This is a genomic window from Arthrobacter sp. THG-b23, from assembly GCF_059091265.1.
The window spans coordinates 721,430-738,258 of the sequence record NZ_JBNHGM010000001.1; the positions used below are offsets into that span (position 1 = coordinate 721,430).

Consider the following 16,829-nt stretch of genomic DNA (forward strand, 5'->3'; position numbering starts at 1 on the left):
GGTCACTTTCCTTCCTGGCCGACGCCGGCGGCGACGGCAGCGTGCCGTCCCGACCCTGCGCTGCCGGCATTTTCGTGTACATCGGCCACCGGGCCGGAGTGGTATTCGACTTCGTCCTTGGTCAGGTCCATGTAGGCCTCCTCCAAGGACGCCTGCAGCGGGGTCAGCTCGTAGACGAGCACCTGCTGGGCGAGGGCCGTCTCGGCGATGGCCCGCGCGGGGACACCGCTGACCTCCAGCAGTTGCGGTTCGCGGGCTTCGACGGTGACCCCTTCCCCGGCCAGCGCGCGGGTGAGGACGTCGGGCCGGTCGGTGCGTACGCGCACCCGCTGGGCCCGGTTGTTGAGGATGTCTTGGATGGGTGCGTCGGCGATGATCCGGCCGCGGCCGATGACGATCAGGTGGTCTGCGGTCAGCGACATTTCGCTCATCAGGTGCGAGGAGAGGAACACCGTCCGGCCCTCCGCGGCGAGTGCCTTGACCAGGTTGCGCACCCAGAGGACGCCTTCCGGGTCCAGCCCGTTCACCGGTTCGTCCAGAATGATGGTCTGCGGATCGCCGAGCAGGGCGGCCGCGATGCCCAGCCGCTGCCCCATGCCCAGCGAGAAGCCGCCGACGCGCTTCTTGGCCACGGCCCCGAGGCCGGTCAGCTCGATCACGTCGCGCACCCGCTTGGTGGGGATGCTGTGGGTCGCGGCCATGGCCCGGAGGTGGTTGTACGCAGTCCGGGAGGTGTGCACCGCCTTGGCGTCCAGCAGGGCGCCGACTTCGCGCAACGGGGCCCGGTGCTTGGCGTAGTGCTTGCCGTTGACCAGGACGTCACCCGAGGTGGGACGGTCCAGTCCCATGATCATGCGCATGGTCGTGGACTTGCCGGCGCCGTTCGGCCCCAGGAAACCGGTCACCCGGCCCGGCTGCACGGTGAAGGAGACGCCCTGCACCGCCGGTTTGTTTCCGTAGACCTTGACCAGGCCCTGTGCCTCGATCATCTGAACCGTCCTTCGTGGATTGGAGTAGCGCCCGGATTCCCGGGGGCCATTGAATACGTTACGGATTGCCGGCCGGCCGCACACCGCACTGCGGGATGATCTTCGCGTCCGGCCAAATCATCCCTGCGGATGACGCTACGTGCCGGGGGCAGGCGGGCGTTACCGGGGGAAGCCCTGAGCGGCCCCTGACCGTTCCCGGAACGCTGCTGCGTACTGGAAGAGGTGCCGGCGTGCTGCCGCGCCCTCGTTGGCACGGGGCCTCGCCCAAAATTTCTCAGACCGCCACAGCGGCAGGGGGCGATTGGTACCGGCGGCTTTCCAAGCGCAACTCCAAGTCGTCCATTACCAGGGCGGCCAAGTCCTCCAACGTCTGAGTATCTTCGTCGCTGAAGTCGCGCGGTTCGAAGTCCAGTACGCAAAGGGTGCCTAGGTTGAATCCGTCCCGGGTTCTCAGCGGGACGCCGGCATAAAACTTCAACCCGAAGTCGCTGGCCACCAGCGGGTTGGCAAACGCCCGGGGATCCGCGGGCGCATTATTGATGACCCAGGGTCCGTGCTGCAGGATGGCCGAGGCGCAGAGTCCGGGTTCCCGGTCGATCTGCTCGACGTCCAGGCCGTGGTGTGACTTGAACCAGATGCGATCGTGGTCCACCACGCTGACAATGGCAATCGGGGCGGCGAAAAGGCGGGAGGCCAGTGCGGTGATGCGGTCGTACGCTCCGTCCGGCGGGGTGTTCAGGATCTCGTAGCGTCGAACCGCTTCCATACGTTGAGCTTCGTCTACGGGGATTATGGATGCGTCCACCCTGTGCCGGCCCCGGAGCGCGAGCCCTAGATCAGCCAATGCCAGTGCCACCTCTCGCCCTGTGGGCCGTTCCTCTGGTTCACGTGCCATCATGGCGGTCAGCAACCCCGCCCACTCCGGCCCGAATCCGGCGGGGACGTCCGGATCACGCAGCAAACGGGCAACAGCCGACTCCAGCGGCGGGCCGGGAAAGGCAGCCTGGCCGGTAAGGCATTCCAGCAGAACCAGGCCCAGCGAATAAATGTCGCTGGCCGGGCCTATCGGTTCACCCCTCGCTTGCTCCGGGCTGAGGTAGGCAGCTGTCCCGTAGACCCCCGGAACATGGGCATCATCGGAAACTACCATGGCGACTCCGAAATCGGCGAGCTTGGCGCGCAGGCGCGAGCCGTCGTCGTCGTAATTAAAGAGCATGATGTTGCCCGGTTTTACGTCGCGGTGGACCACCGAGGTGTTGTGGATGTAGGCCAGTCCCTCGGCCAATTCGCGGCCGATTTGGGCAACGTGGCGAGGCGGGAGGGCACCTTCGGCCAGCCGCACCCTCAAGTCGGCGCCTTCAATCAGTTCCATCACCAGATAAATTTGCGGATGTCCGGCTTCGATCTTGTCGATGCCTGCGTCCAGCAGGGTCACCAGATTCGGGTGGTTTAGCCGGGCCAGAAGCTTGATCTCCGCGTTGTCGCGGTGGAATTCTTCCTCGTTCATCGTGGGCCGCTGAATAACCTTGACGGCTACCTCCCGCCCCAAAACCTCATCTTGGGCCCGGTAAACCTTGGCGTTCGCTCCGGTACCTGCCAACTCCTTGAGCAGGTAGCGCCCGTCGAGCAGCATTCCGGATCGATTTAAATGAGGCGCCAACGTCTCCTGCTTCCCGGCTGCCTGTTTAACAGCACCCTTAGTATCTTACGGTCCAGCGGCGGCCCGTCGTAGTAGCGATTGGGCTTTCGGCCCGTGTTCGACCGGCTTACGGAGCCCGCTCCACAGGGCAGCAGAAGGAATCCGTTGAGCGAGTCCACTTTGCTGCCCGATAGGAGCTCATCCGCGCGAAGGTTTCGACGACCGAGCGCGCTTCTTCACGCAGCCCGGCGACGAACTACTCCCAGTTAGTGACATCTTCACCGAGGGTCCGCCTACGATACCTTTTTTGGTGTCACCAGCCAGGCCAATTTAACGAACTGCTCGAATTCCGATTCGGCGTCGCCTCCATAGAAAATTCCGTGGTTCCAGACCCGGGCAATGCGACCTTTCAGTGCTGCCGGGACCGAGTACCACCAGACGGGAAAGACCACAATCAAACCGTCAGCTTTTCGTGTTCTTTTGGCAACCCCATTACTTCGTCGCTGTACTGTTTGTCCAGGTTGTCCAGTCATGTTCATCGGGTTCAGTGAGGGCGGGATCGAACCCATATCAATTACGTCGACGTTGAACCCCCTCTCCCGGAGCGAGGGCACCACTTCGGCGCAAATGGTCGCGGTGCGCGGTTCGGCACGGATTTCCGCGCCAATGAATACGTTACGGATTGCCGGCCGGCCGCACACCGCACTGCGGGATGATCTTCGCGTCCGGCCGGATCATCCTGCGGATGACGCTACGTGCGCCGGTCCGGCGGCCCTAGCGGCCCTTACTGGTCTCGCGCGGCGTCACGGTCACGAGTCGCGAGAGGTCGGTGCCTGGGGCAGCGAGTCGGTCCACCGTTTCGAAGACGAACTGTTGCATGGCGGCTGCCGCGGCCGAGGGTGGGACGTCGGTACGCCGGGCCAAGTTGACAGTTCGGGCCAGTTGGGGGCTCACGAGGCGGGTGCTGTCCAGCGTGGGGCGGTCGATGACCACCATGGCCGGAACCACGGCCACTCCCAGCCCCCGTTCCACGAATCGGAGCACAGCGTCCATCTCGGCGCCCTCGACGGCGATCGTCGGGGTAAGTCCTGCAGCGGAGAACGCCGCGTCGGTGGCCACGCGCAGGTCGTAGCTGCGGTTGAACGCGACTTGGGGGATCTCCGCCAGCTCCGCCAGGGTCAGCTCGGCCCGGGTCGGGCTTTCGCCCCGTTTCTCCTGCTCCTGTCCTGGCATCGGGGAGCCTGCGGACGAGATGACCACCAGTTCCTCGGAAAGCAAGGGGATCAGCTCGGTGCCGGGCACGGATGGTTCGGACCCGCGGGTGACCATCAGGGCCAGGTCCAGTGCGTTCTCGTTAAGAGCGTCCACCAGAAAACGCGAGCCGCCCTCGGTGATGTGCAGGTCCACTCCGGGATGCGCGGCCCGGAATGCCGCCAGTACGTCGGCGACCAGTGAGACACACAGGGTAGGCGGGGCGCCAAGCCGGACGTGGCCGCGGCGAAGCCCGGCCAGTTCGTCCATCTGGTCACGGGCGAACCGCGCGTCACCCAGCATGCGCCGGGCGATCGGCAACAACACCTCACCTGAGTCTGTCAGCGTCACTCCGGCGGGTCCACGGCGGAACAGTTTGGTGCCCAAATCGGCCTCCAGCGCGGCGATCTGCCGACTCAAGGACGGTTGCGCGAGGAAGCGCTCCTCGGCCGCATGGGTGAAGTGCCCTATCCGGGCCACGGCCTCGAAGGAGGACAACTGCTCGAGATTCATCATAGCCCTTTTGCATCTGGTTTAGTAAGATAATGCATTGGACTCATCATACGCACCTTCCTAGCATGGTGGATATGAGCACAAAGCACGCACCTGAACGACTGATGTCCACCTCTGTACTCGTCATCGGTACCGGTGGTGCCGGACTGCGCGCCTCAATCGAACTGGCACAGCGAGGGATTCAGGTACTGGCGGTGGGTAAGCGGCGCAAGCATGACGCCCACACCACGCTGGCGGCCGGCGGCATCAACGCCGCGCTGGCCACCATGGACCCCGAAGACAGTTGGCAGCAGCACGCGGCCGATACTCTGCGCGAGTCCTATTTCCTGGCCGATCCGGCCATCGTCGAGACAGTGGCGCGCAATGCGGCCGGCGGTATCCAGGAACTTGAGAAGTGGGGGATGCCCTTCGCGCGGGAGGAGGACGGGCGGATTTCCCAACGGTTCTTCGGCGCCCATAAGTACCGCCGTACGGCCTACGCCGGTGACTACACCGGCTTGGAAATCCAGCGCACACTGATGCGCCGGGCGGCCGAACTGAACGTGCAGATCATTGACAGCATCTACATCACCCGCCTGCTGGTGGCCGACGGCACGGTCTTCGGCGCTTACGGGTTCGACATTGTGGACGGCACGCCCGTTCAGATACATGCCGATGCAGTGATCCTTGCCGCCGGCGGGCATACCCGCATCTGGCGCCACACCTCCTCCCGCCGGGACGAGAACACCGGCGACTCCTTCCGTCTGGCGGCTCTGGCCGGGGCGCGGATCCGGGACGCGGAGCTGGTCCAATTCCATCCCTCAGGGCTGCTCGAGCCCGACGACGCTGCCGGCACCCTTGTCTCAGAGGCCGCCCGCGGAGAGGGCGGCATCCTCACCAACGCGCTCGGTGAGCGATACATGGAGCGCTACGATCCCGAACGCATGGAGCTCTCCACCCGCGACCGGGTGGCCCTGGCCGGATATACCGAGATCGCCTTGGGCCGGGGAACCGAGAAGGGCGGGGTCTATCTGGACGTGTCCCATCTGCCCCGGGAGGTTATCCTGCAGAAGCTGCCGCGGGTCTACCGCACCTTGATCGACCTGCAGATGGTGGACATCACGACCACGAAGATGGAGATCGCCCCGACCGCGCACTACTCCATGGGCGGGGTGTGGGTGGCCCCGGAGGACCACGGCACCGGCGTGGACGGGCTGTACGCGATCGGCGAGGCGTCCTCGGGCCTGCACGGGGCGAACCGCCTGGGCGGGAACTCGCTGATCGAACTGCTCGTCTACGGACGCATCACCGGCGAGCACGCCGCAGAGTACGCCGCCTCCCGCACCACTGTCCGCCGGGACCCCTCCGCCGTCGAGTCGGCCCGCGCCGAGATGCAGGCCCTGCTGAGTGAGCGCGGGACCGAGTCGGCCCGGCGGCTGCAGCGCGAAGTGCGCAACCTGATGACGGAGCACGCCGGCGTCGTGCGCACCGGGCAGGGGCTGCAGGACGGCCTGAACAGGCTTGCCGCCCTCGAAGAACGCGCGCGGCACGTCACCGCGCACCCGGACATCGCCGGGTTCGACGACCTGGCGCACGCCTACGACCTGCTGGGCTCGCTCCTCGCGGCCCGGGCCACGCTCGAGTGCGCCCTTGAGCGGCGGGAGACGCGGGGCTGCCACAACCGTACGGACTTTCCCGAGATGGATCCGTCACTGCAAGGCAACTTCGTGTGGTCCCCGACTGAGGGAGTCAGCTTCGAGGCCCTGCCCCCTGCCCCGGACTCCTTCCGGTCCCTGGCCGAAAGCGACGCCGACGACTCGGTGGCCGGCAAGCTCGTCGAGTAGCCCTGACCTGCCGTCAGCCGTCATCAGTGGAGCGTTTTGGGGCGTGAGTGTGCCGAGGGACGGACCTGGACGGCAGGCGCCAGGGACCTCCGGCCTCGGGTATGCCGGGGGCGGCGGGGCGAAGCCTACACCTGAGCCTTGGGGATCATGATCCACAGCGCGATGTACACCAGTTCCCCGATACCGACCAGTCCGAAAATCACGAACGCGAGACGCACCAGCAGTTTCGGCAGGCCGAAACGAGTGGCCAGGGCCGCGCAGACGCCGGCGATCAGCTTGCCGTTCCGGGGACGAACCAATACAGCAGCCATGGCCACAGTCTAGTAACCGGAACCGCTTTCCCAACAGCATCCCGGGGCGGAAACGGCCCGGAGGCACCGATCTGCTTCCCGGCCGCTTCCAGCGCAATCACTTCTTGCAAGCCGTGAACAACAGATACTCCCATTCCATCCGGCCGTCGCCGAGATCGTGCCGGCGGGCCAGTTCTTCGAGTTCCTCATCGAGGGCTTGGACCCGGTCGGGTTGGTCCGCAATGTAGCGGTAGGTGTTGATGGTGGGGCCATACGTGGCCTTAAAGAAGTCGCGGAACTCCCCGGCGGTGGCGAACCGGTCGACCGTCAGCTTTTCGCGCCGGGCCACAGCGTCGGTGGCCCGGTCCCCGAGCAGGTCCAGCACGTGCTGCTGGTTGCCCCACAGCGGCGGGGGTTGCGCCCCCGGAGGAGGCGGGGGCGCGTAAGGCCTCATGGTCGCAAACATCTGGCCAATGAAGCCTTCCGGCGTCCAGTTGGCGAGGGCGATCGTGCCGCCGGGCCGCAGCACGCGGACGAGTTCGTCGGCACTCGCCTGGTGGTTGGGGGCGAACATGATCCCCACGCAGGAGATCGCGGCGTCGAAGGTACCGTCCCCGAACGGCAGGTTCTCGGCGTCGGCCTCCAGCCAGTCCACAGAAACCCCTGCCTCTTCGGCCAGCCGGCGCCCTTTCTCAAACAGCTCGGGAGTGAGGTCCGCCGCGGTGACCTGTGCCCCGGCCTGCGCCGCGGGGATGGCCGCGTTGCCGGAACCGGCGGCAATGTCCAAAACACGGTCGCCCTTCCGAATGCCGCTGGCCTCGACGAGAGCGGTGCCCAGCGCCGGGATCACCTCAGTAGCGACGGCGGGATAGTCGCCGAGGGCCCACATGGCCCGGTGCTTTGCCTTGATCCCCGAATCGTCCGGTTGATTGCTCATGGCCATTGCCTCCTGCGATTGAAGGCCCCTCGTTTGGGGTTCTTCAAGGATGGGTCCGGGCCCGAATAAATTCCAGTGAAAAGATCCGGACGCGTCGGCCGCGGGCCGAACCTGCGCTGCCGCCGCACACGTGGGCCGAGGACTTCCGCGGCCTTCGCGGGGTGGTGGCTGGCGGCGCTTGGGTACAGGGCCGGCGCCTTGCCAGGCAGCGCTATGCGGTGGTCAATTCCATCCCCGCACTGCGGAATAAGGAGTTGGTTACCGTCTTCCGGTACGAGCGCTTGTTCAACGTGTACCTGAACCGGACGCTGCCGGGACTAGTTTATTTAGGAAGGGAGTAGACTCAAGCGGTTCTCCTGCCGGCCGTGCAAGAAGTAGTACAACACACCGGTCAGCAGAGCCAGTCCAGCCAACGTTCCGTACATACCTTGGTATCCGAGCAACGGGACCAACGCGCCCAGCATGACCGGCCCCACGCCCACACCGAGATCCAGCAGCAGGAAATAAGTGGCCGTGGCGGTACTGATGCGGGCCATGGAGGACTTTTGGACGGCTATTGTCTGGGACCCGGGCATAATTGTGCCAAACCCCACACCACTGAGGATTGCCGCACCGGCGATCGTCCAGATGGTGGGTGCCGGAATCAGCAGCGCCAACCCCAGCGCGAAGGCCAGCAGCGCTGGATACATGATGCTATTGTCACCGCGGCGGTCTTGGATTCGGCCGACGAATAGGCGGCAGACCAGCACGGTGGCAGCATAGATAATGAAGAAGATGCTGGCGAGGCTGGCGGAGTCTTGTGCCGCTGCATAAGAGGTCAGGAAAGTCAGAATGCACGAGTAGGCCATGCAGATCAGCAGGATTATAACCGAAATCGGCAGCGCCGCTGGCTCGAAGATGTCCTGCCACCGGAGGCGGAAACCGCCTTGCTGGCGTGTTGGCCGCTGTTCCCGGTCATACAGGAACAGCGACACCACCAGCGCCGTCATTGAGCTGGCCGCTGAGAAGTAGAAGATGCCGATGTAGTCACCCGTGCCGGTTAGCAGCACGCCGAGGAAGGGGCCCACGGCCGTCGACAGCGTGGTAGAGACACCAAAGTAGCCTGTTCCCTCGCCGCGCCGGGCGTCCGGGATCTGGGCTTGTGCCGCTGCAGCCACTGCAGTGGCGCCGGCCCCGAACGCCATGCCATGGACGATGCGCAGCAGCAGAAGCCAGGCCAGCGAATCGGTGGGGATATACAGCAGCGAAGCGGCCACGAACAGGATCATGGTCACCATGATCACTGCGCGGCGCCCGACTGCGTCCAACAGCATCCCTGAGAACATGCGTGCTACCACGGCCCCAAGCACAAAAGCGCTGGCGACAAAGCCGGCCGTGCTGTCCGAAGTGCGGAAACGCTCCACCGCGTACAGCGCCATGGTGGTCGTCAGCAGAAAGAAGACCATGGAGATGAACAGATTGACGACCAAGGCCAGTATGAAGTCCTTTGTCCATAGTTTCGGCAATGGCTGATCCATACGTGCTCCAATCCTCCCCACACACGGTAGGAACGGGGTGCTGGAAATGCGTTCGATCCCCAGTGCATCCGTTACCTCAAGACGAGGACTAAGACTGGAAATGCCCCGGGCCGGTTGCTATCAGGTGGTGAAAGCAACATTCGTGCAGAGTAGCACAGGGACTTTTCAAGTGTCGTGGAGAGCCGCCAGAAATGGCACCTGGTCCAGTCATGGCACCAAATGAACCATATGGAGAATGTACGAACGGGTCGTCCTCTACCCGGGAAGGAGCAGGGTAATGGCAGTTCTGATTCGAACTGCTCGAACCGGAGAAGCATGAACCGAGTCGCGCTAAACGCGGGGTCTGAGCTCGGTAGTACCGTGGGACCGTGGCAGAAGACTCATTGCGGGCAGAACACGCAAACCCCCTGCGGGATAGTGAACGGGCCAAACATCCGACTGGCCAGCGTTCGATTGTCGCAGCAACGGCGGTGCGGCTTTATGCGACCAACGGCTTCGAGGCAACCAGCGTGGAACAAATCGCCCAAGCCGCAGGAATATCACGCAGCACATTCTTCCGCCAGTTTCGTTCCAAGGAGGACGTGGTTTTTGCCGACCATGACGAATTGGTGGACCAGACGGAGGCCTTCCTAGCCAGTGGCCACAAGGACCCCTGGTTGGCGGTCTGCGAAGCCGCCGCCTTGGTGTTCGAGCATTACGCACAACAGGGCGAGCTTGCCAGGCAGCGCTATGCCGTGGTCAATTCCATCCCCGCGCTGCGGAATAAGGAGTTGGTCACCGTCTTCCGGTACGAGCGCTTGTTCAACTTGTACCTGAACCGGACGCTGCCGGGACTGGCACCATTGGACGGGATCCGTTTTGCGTCAGCCGTTGTCAGCACCAACAATTACTTCCTCCGCGCCTTAATGAAGGGCGACGACGGCCCTCCCGCTGCTACTGAACTGTGGGCGGAACTCAACAAGGTGCGGCGCATGCACGGCGTTTTAACCGATTCCCCGGGCCGGGCTGATGACGTAGTCGTTGCGGTCTTTCCCCGCTCGACGCCGGGGGCCGAGATCGCCCGAGAGATTCAGCGGCGACTTCAGCAAGAGTAACAGGGCATGGAACGGAGTCTTACTTGACGTGAGACTCCGTTTCACATCAGACTGGTCAGCAGTCGACCTGTAAGGGAGCACCATGGGCCAAAAGCCGGCCGGTACTGAAGGCCAATCAGCACATTCTGCGGTGAACGCCGAGATAACTACACGGATTGATACTGCTTATGTCGACCATGCCGGCTTCCGCTTTGCCATTCTGACCCTCGCGACTTCTGGCGGCCGCCCCGCGACGCTGAGTCCGGCATCATTGGCCGAATTAGAAGCCGTAATTCAGGCCGTGGATATGTCACGTACCGACGCAGTGGCCCTGACCGGTACGGGATCGGTGTTTTGTGCCGGAGCTGACCTGAAGAAAATGGTCGAGGCCACCACGCGGGAACAGGCCGAAGAAGTGGCCCGGCAGGGCCTGGAAACGTTTGCCCTATTGGCTGCCCTTCCGGTGCCGACCTTTGCCTTCGTCAACGGGATTGCGCTGGGCGGCGGACTGGAACTGGCGCTTCACGCGGACTACCGCACTGCCGCCGACTCGGTGCGCGCCTTGGGGTTTCCAGAGGTCCGGCTCGGCCTTGTCCCCGGCTGGGGTGGAATCCCCCGCACAACCGCGCTGCTCGGTCCCGCCAAGACGGGCAAACTAGTGGTCACCGACTCGTTGTCAGGCAAGAATCTCTCCGCGAGTGCCGCAGCTGATCTCGGCTTGATCGATGCCGTACTTCCCAAGACCGGCTTCCTGGCTGCCTCATTGGATTTCGCGGCGGGCATTCTCTCGGGCACCGCCCCGGCGCCCACGCGAGCCGGCCTTACTCCGGAGCCCGAGTTCATGCGTGGGGAGGGGCAGACATCGTTGGAGACCATCCGGACGAAACTGGACGAGCGGTTGCACGGCGCTGCCCCCGCTCCCTACCAAGCGTTGGAACTGATCGCCGCTACGGCTGAATCCGCGGGCGCTTTCGGGCAGCAGGCGGAGATCGAGGTGTTCGGCGAACTGTTGCTCTCAGATCAGGCCCGCGCCAGCATCTACGCCTTCCATCTCACCCAGTCACTGGCGAAGAAACCGGCCGGCAGGCCCTCGGTCGAACCTCGACCAGTGCGTTCGGTCGGCGTGGTCGGCGCCGGACTGATGGCCAGCCAACTCGCCCTCGTCTTTGCACAACGGCTGCGTGTCCCTGTGCGAATCACGGACCTGTCGCAGGAGCGCATCAACGCGGCGATGACCTGGATACTCGCGCAGTTGGAGAAGCAGGTGGCGCGCGGGAACATGCAAGACGCGGATGCCCAAGCCATAGGCAACCTGATTAGCGGAGGCACTGACAAGGCCGCTTTCGCGGATTGCGACGTGGTCATTGAGGCGGTCTTCGAAGAACTGGAAGTAAAGCGCGCTGTGTTCGCCGAGCTGGAACCGCTCCTGCGGCCGGAGACTCTGCTGCTGACCAACACCTCCTCGCTATCGATTGAGGCGATGGGCACGTCCCTGACCAGGCCCGAGCGGCTGATCGGCTTCCACTTCTTCAACCCGGTGGCCGTGCTGCCCCTGGTGGAAATCATTTCCGCACCGAAGACGGATGAAACTACTCTTGCAACAGCATTTGAGCTCGCTAAGCGGCTGGGTAAGACACCCGTGCTGACCAAAGACAGGGCGGGATTTGTGGTGAACCGCGTCCTGACGCGGCTCTTTGACGAGGCCCTTTCCCTGCTTGACGAAGGCGCTGATCCGGCTGGAGTCGATCATGCCTTGGATCCACTGGGCCTGCCCATGACTCCGCTGGAACTCCTGCAGTTCATCGGCCCGGCAGTGCAATTGCATATCTGCGAGACCATGCAGCGGGCTTACCCTCAGCGCTTCGGCGTGAGCCGGAGTTTAGCTGCGCTCGTCTCAGCGGGGCTGCCTGGCTATCTGGACAACGAGGGATGCCTTTCCCCCGCTGCGGCCGCCCTGCTGCCGGCCTCACATCCCGTCGATCCTGCCATAGTCCGGGGCAGAATTCTGGCTGCACTCGCTGAGGAAGTTCAGGAGATGCTGAACGAGTCAGTCGTTGCGGGACCGGAACAGATAGACCTGTGCATGATCCTGGGCGCCAACTATCCCTTCCACACCGGCGGCCTGACCCCGCTCTTGGACCGCGAAGCAGGCACGAAATTCCATCGGGGGTTGCGGGTTCCTGTCCCCGCAGCCTCATAATCGCAGCCCCCGGCTGGCGGCGGTTGAACCCATTCCGCCGGCACCCCATACTCTCTAGGAGAAAAAATGAACCGCGCTGAAGATGTTGTCCTCGTGGGAGCGGCCCGAACGCCGCAAGGCAGGCTGATGGGACAACTCGCGCCGTTGACCGCCGTCGAACTCGGTGGAGCGGCGATCGCCGCTGCCCTTGACCGGGCCCGTCTCCGTACTACCGCCGTCGATGCCGTCATCATGGGACAGGTCCTTCAGGCCGGTGCGGGACAAAACCCTGCGCGACAGGCAGCCGTCGCCGCCGGAATCCCGCTCACGGCCCACGCCGCAACGGTTAATAAGGTGTGCCTCTCTGGACTTAGCGCCATCATTGAGGCGAGCCGGATGCTGCGGTTGGGAGAAGCCGCTGTGGTCGTCGCCGGTGGACAGGAATCGATGAGCAACGCACCGCATCTGCTGCTTGGTTCTCGCGCCGGCCACTTGTATGGGAACGCTGCGCTGGTGGATTCCGCCGCCCATGACGGGCTCACCGACGCCTTTGACCAGGAGGCCATGGGCCTGGCCACGGACCGCGCAAATGAAAACCTCGGCCTCTCGCGGAGCGAACAAGACAAGGCCGCCGCCGACTCCCATCATCGTGCGGCCGTTGCCCAAGGCACTGGCGTCTTCGACGCCGAGATTGTCCCGATCAAAGTTCCGAAACGTCGGGGAGAGGCCGTGTTGGTGGAGACAGACGAGGGCGTGCGACCGGAGAGCAGTGAGGAGTCACTCGCCAAGCTCAGGCCTGCCTTCTCCCCCGATGGCTCGATCACCGCCGGGAACGCCTCGCCGCTCAACGACGGCGCGGCCGCCACGGTGCTGACCACTCGCGCTTACGCTGAGACCCATAATCTTGAAATCCTGGCGGTGGTTGGCGCTCCGGGACAGACGGCGGGCCCGGACACGTCGCTGCCGGACAAACCCGCTCGGGCCATTACCAAGGCACTTGAGACTGCCGACTGGGCAGTGGAAGATCTGGACTTCATCGAGATCAACGAAGCGTTTGCCTCTGTAGCTCTGCACTCGGCACGGCAACTCGGTGTCGGGATGGACATAGTCAATGTCAACGGCGGAGCGATCGCCCTCGGCCATCCCATTGGCGCCTCGGGAGCGCGTGTTGTTGTCACCGCCGCCTACGAGCTCCACCGTCGAGGTACAGGCAAGGCAGCGGTAGCCCTGTGCGGTGGAGGCGGTCAAGGCGAGGCGCTACTGCTGTCTCGGTAAACCGCCCGTGCTTTTGCCGGACGCCGGACCGCCCCGCCCTTTCTTGAGTGAAAAGGCGGGGCGGTTCGTCAGAACGCGGCGGGAGCGTTGTTACTCGGCCAGGCGTCCGCCGTCGACGACCAGCTCACTGCCGGTCATGTAGGAGGCCTCATCGGATGCGAGGAACAGCACTGTGTAGGAGACCTCCCGCGGATCGGCGAAACGGCGGTTCGGAAGCGTCTGGGCGATCGCCTCGAGTGTCTCGGCGTCGTTCAGGTTTTTGGCCATCGGGGTGAGGATCGCGCCCGGGTGCACCGAGTTGACGCGCACATTCTGCGGACCGTACTCGATCGCGGTTGCCTTGGTCATGCCCCTCACTGCAGCCTTGGCGCCGGTGTACGCCACGTTGGGCGTGCCCGAGAGGTGTGCCATTGCCGCGGCCGATGAGATGTTGACGATCGAGCCACCACCTGCCTCGATCATGCCGGGCAGCACGGCGCGCATGCCCAGGAACACCCCTGTCTGGTCCACCGCGACGACCTTGTTGAAGGTCTCGAGGTCGAGGTCCGCGGTGAAGGCATTGGGACCTGGGACCCCCGCGTTGTTGACGAGTACCGTGACCGGACCGAACTTTTCGACAGCCGCCGCCATGACATCGGCCCACGAGTCGGGGTCGGAGACGTCATGCTTCACGAAGAAGGCGTTCTCGCCGAGCTCCTTCGCGAGCACTGCGCCGTCGGTCTCGTTGAGGTCGGTAATGACGACCTTCGCGCCCTCCTCGACGAACAGGCGTGCGTGCTCGGCACCCATGCCCACTGCTGCGCCGGTAATAATGGCGACCTTATTGTCCAAACGTCCCATGAGGACCTCTTTCTTCCAGTTGTGCGCCGGAGATGCGGCGCAGAGTTCTTGTCATCGATTCCGTCAGGCTGCGTGGGCTGCCGGAGGATCCGCGAGCTCGCGGAACGTCGATCCATGCCAGACGAGCGGTTCGTTCTCACCGGCACCAAGCCGATGCGCTTCGAGCAGTACCATCCAGTGATCGCCGGCCTCCGTGACCGCGGAGATCGAGCAGTCGAGCCACAACGCCGCCCCGTCGATGAAGACCGCGCCGTCGTCGCTGACCTCGAAGGCGACCTGCTCGAACCGCGCGGCGCGGTCTTTGCCGGCGAGCTGTCGTGTAAGACCGCCCTGGCCCTTCCCGAAGATCGAGACGCCGAGGCGGCCCGCCTTCGCAATGTGCTCCCACGTCTCGGACGTCTTCTGCACCGCGACGGCGACGAGGCAGGGTTCAAGGGACACACCGACCATGAAGGAAGATGCGACGAGCGCGTGCTTCGCGCCGTCGACGTCAGCTGCCAGCGCGGCAACACCCGAAGGGAACTGCGCGAACGTCTGACGCACGATCATCGGATCGGCGTCGAAACCGCGCAGATTTTCCTGGATCGTGACCTGTGCTTCCCTCTCCCTCACAGACATCGCGATCACCTCGACACGTCCGCCGCGTCGGCGGGGAGCACCGTGTCGAGCTCGGGCGCCAGGTACACCATCTGGTCGCGGAATGACGCGCTTGCGTTGCGGAACTGACGCAGTTCGCCGTCCTTCATGAGCACATCCCCGCTGTCGGCCCAAGCCTCGGGCGTAGGCTCCTCGACCTTCATTCGCGGCATTCCGGCGATTGCCACGCGGCCGGCTGCTACCCCGGCGATCTCGAACGTCTCGCCGAACACTGTGGTGTCTTGATGAGCCAGCCACGTCACGAAGGCAGATACAGAGCTGGGCGGAACCGTCGTGCGCATAGCGTCCTGGATGACCGGGTTCGGGAACGCGTCCTCGGTCATCGGCGTCAACGCCACCGGCATAAGTGTGCTCACCTGCACGCCGACCTCTCGGGCCTCGATCGCAAGGCTGATGCTCAGCCCCCAGATCGCGGCCTTCGCAGCGTTGTAGGCCGTGTCAGTCGGTACACCCATGACCCCGTTCGACGAGATGTTGATCAGGCGACCGCTCCCCGAGGCGATGAGGTGCGGCATCGCGGCGCGCGAGACCCCGACGACGCCCTTCACGGCAACATCGAAAATGCGCCACCACGTTTCTGAGTCCATCTCCCAGAATCGACCGAAGGCGTTGATGCCCGCGTTGTTGACGACGATGTCCAGCTGCCCGAACGCATCGAGCGCCGTCTGGACGATGTCGGACGATCCGGTGACCACGTTGTGGGTATCAACCACCGCCGTGCCGCCGGCCTCAGTAATCTCGGCCACCGCCCCGGCAGCATTGGTTGCGTTGACGTCGTTGACGACGACGCGGGCTCCGCGGGAGGCCAGCATTTTGGCATGCTCGCGCCCCATCCCCTGCCCGGCACCGGTGACGATCGCCACCCGTCCATTGAAATCAAGCTGTGCAGTCATCAGTAGCTCCGATCGTTAGCGTGGAGGTTGTTTTCGTAGTCGCGCTGGGAGTCCTGAGGAAGGAACTTCTCTTCCGTCTCACGCACGTAGTCGGTTAAGGGTCGACCGAACATCGCGCCCCAGCCAATGCCGTCGGTGTCCTCGTTCATGCGGTCGATATATTCAGCGAGCGGCGTCGCCTCGCCCGACTCCTTCACTTGCATGAGCAATCGCCACACCTCGTTAATCCCGGGCAGCACGAACGGCACGGGCTGGATGGCCTGGCCGATGGCCGTCATCTCGGCGACACTCTTACGCCCGATCATCGGAACTCCGATGGCGTAGGCCGGCCCCGGGGTCTCCTTCAGCGCGAGCTCTGCCTGCTCCCAGGTGTGGAAGCCCTCGAAGAAAATGACGTCGGCGCCCGTCTCGGCCTTGTAAAGCTGTGCACGGCGAATCGCCTCATCGACCCCGCCGCCGGCCGCGCCGTATCCGTCGGTGCGCGCGACGATCACGAAGTCCTCGCCGTACTTGTCACGTGCGTCGACCGCGGCATTAAGGCGACCCACCGCCTCGGCGTCCGAGACCAGCTCGATCCCCGCGACCCCCCCTGACTTCTTAGGCTCACGCTGATCCTCGATATGGATGCCGCCGACACCCGCATCGATGAACTCCATGACCGTGCGCTGCACGTTGATGGGCGCGCCGAATCCCGTGTCGGCGTCGCAATAGATGGGGATGTCAACGGCGCGGGCCGTCCGCTTCGCATGTTCGACGACCTCGGTCAGCGTAAGCCAGCCCGTGTCGGAGACGCCCTGCCACCAGGCCGACATGCCGCCCGAGAGCTGGAACGCGCCGAAGCCGGCGTGCTGCGCCATTTGCGCGTGGATCGGCAGGGCCCCGAATGGCATCAGTGCCGTCTCTTCGCTCTCGAAGATCTCGCGAAGAGCCTTGCCTGGCGATGTCACGGCCAT

At 64.3% G+C, this 16,829-nt stretch carries 15 protein-coding genes; 4 read left to right on the top strand and 11 right to left on the bottom strand.

Annotation, left to right across the window (positions count from 1 at the left end):
- Positions 1–2 precede the first annotated feature (2 nt).
- The 4 genes from AC5RVD_RS03500 to AC5RVD_RS03515 all read right to left on the bottom strand — a co-directional run bounded on the left by AC5RVD_RS03500 (position 3) and on the right by AC5RVD_RS03515 (position 4,392).
- Positions 3–989 carry an ABC transporter ATP-binding protein gene (locus tag AC5RVD_RS03500; protein ID WP_494125996.1) on the bottom strand — a complete coding sequence of 329 codons (987 nt, stop codon included), beginning with the start codon at positions 987–989 and terminating at the stop codon, positions 3–5.
- Between the two features lie 274 nt (positions 990–1,263).
- On the bottom strand, positions 1,264–2,622 hold the full coding sequence (locus AC5RVD_RS03505; protein WP_494125997.1) for a protein kinase domain-containing protein: 1,359 nt from the start codon (positions 2,620–2,622) through the stop codon (positions 1,264–1,266).
- A 299-nt stretch (positions 2,623–2,921) separates the two neighbouring features.
- On the bottom strand, positions 2,922–3,329 hold the full coding sequence (locus AC5RVD_RS03510) for an NAD(P)H-dependent oxidoreductase (protein WP_494125998.1): 408 nt from the start codon (positions 3,327–3,329) through the stop codon (positions 2,922–2,924).
- 73 nt (positions 3,330–3,402) lie between these two features.
- Positions 3,403–4,392 (bottom strand): LysR family transcriptional regulator, encoded by a 990-nt coding sequence (locus AC5RVD_RS03515; RefSeq protein ID WP_494024948.1) that lies wholly within the window; start codon positions 4,390–4,392, stop codon positions 3,403–3,405.
- A gap of 74 nt (positions 4,393–4,466) precedes the next feature.
- On the opposite strand from AC5RVD_RS03515, the gene AC5RVD_RS03520 reads away from it, so the two are divergent.
- On the top strand, positions 4,467–6,215 hold the full coding sequence (locus AC5RVD_RS03520) for an L-aspartate oxidase (protein ID WP_494024947.1): 1,749 nt from the start codon (positions 4,467–4,469) through the stop codon (positions 6,213–6,215).
- Positions 6,216–6,340: 125 nt separating this feature from the next.
- Here AC5RVD_RS03520 and AC5RVD_RS03525 read toward each other — a convergent pair whose 3' ends face one another.
- The 3 genes from AC5RVD_RS03525 to AC5RVD_RS03535 form a co-directional block, all read right to left on the bottom strand.
- Positions 6,341–6,526, bottom strand: a complete 186-nt coding sequence (locus AC5RVD_RS03525; protein ID WP_493967226.1) for a PspC domain-containing protein — start codon at positions 6,524–6,526, stop codon at positions 6,341–6,343.
- Positions 6,527–6,623: 97 nt separating this feature from the next.
- Positions 6,624–7,442 carry a class I SAM-dependent methyltransferase gene (locus tag AC5RVD_RS03530; protein ID WP_494125999.1) on the bottom strand — a complete coding sequence of 273 codons (819 nt, stop codon included), beginning with the start codon at positions 7,440–7,442 and terminating at the stop codon, positions 6,624–6,626.
- A gap of 326 nt (positions 7,443–7,768) precedes the next feature.
- The gene (locus tag AC5RVD_RS03535) at positions 7,769–8,959 is read right to left on the bottom strand and encodes an MFS transporter (protein WP_494126000.1); all 1,191 of its coding nucleotides are present in this window, start codon (positions 8,957–8,959) and stop codon (positions 7,769–7,771) included.
- 368 nt (positions 8,960–9,327) lie between these two features.
- Here AC5RVD_RS03535 and AC5RVD_RS03540 point away from each other — a divergent pair, with 368 nt between their 5' ends.
- From AC5RVD_RS03540 to AC5RVD_RS03550, 3 genes are all read left to right on the top strand, one after another.
- Entirely contained in the window at positions 9,328–10,053 is a 726-nt protein-coding gene (locus AC5RVD_RS03540) for a TetR/AcrR family transcriptional regulator (protein WP_494126001.1), read from the top strand.
- Positions 10,054–10,135: 82 nt separating this feature from the next.
- Positions 10,136–12,232 carry a 3-hydroxyacyl-CoA dehydrogenase NAD-binding domain-containing protein gene (locus tag AC5RVD_RS03545; RefSeq protein ID WP_494126002.1) on the top strand — a complete coding sequence of 699 codons (2,097 nt, stop codon included), beginning with the start codon at positions 10,136–10,138 and terminating at the stop codon, positions 12,230–12,232.
- Between the two features lie 66 nt (positions 12,233–12,298).
- Positions 12,299–13,486: an acetyl-CoA C-acetyltransferase gene (locus tag AC5RVD_RS03550; protein ID WP_494126003.1), complete on the top strand. Its 1,188-nt coding sequence runs from the start codon at positions 12,299–12,301 to the stop codon at positions 13,484–13,486.
- Between the two features lie 90 nt (positions 13,487–13,576).
- Here the strand turns inward: AC5RVD_RS03550 and AC5RVD_RS03555 are convergent, their stop codons facing one another.
- From AC5RVD_RS03555 to AC5RVD_RS03570, 4 genes are all read right to left on the bottom strand, one after another.
- Positions 13,577–14,326 (bottom strand): glucose 1-dehydrogenase, encoded by a 750-nt coding sequence (locus tag AC5RVD_RS03555; RefSeq protein ID WP_494126004.1) that lies wholly within the window; start codon positions 14,324–14,326, stop codon positions 13,577–13,579.
- Positions 14,327–14,389: 63 nt separating this feature from the next.
- Entirely contained in the window at positions 14,390–14,944 is a 555-nt protein-coding gene (locus AC5RVD_RS03560; RefSeq protein ID WP_494126005.1) for a flavin reductase family protein, read from the bottom strand.
- 5 nt (positions 14,945–14,949) lie between these two features.
- On the bottom strand, positions 14,950–15,876 hold the full coding sequence (locus tag AC5RVD_RS03565; protein ID WP_494126006.1) for an SDR family NAD(P)-dependent oxidoreductase: 927 nt from the start codon (positions 15,874–15,876) through the stop codon (positions 14,950–14,952).
- A complete protein-coding gene (locus AC5RVD_RS03570; protein WP_494126007.1) occupies positions 15,876–16,829 on the bottom strand; it encodes an isocitrate lyase/PEP mutase family protein in 954 nt (317 codons plus the stop codon). The genes AC5RVD_RS03565 and AC5RVD_RS03570 overlap by 1 nt, the downstream gene beginning before the upstream one ends.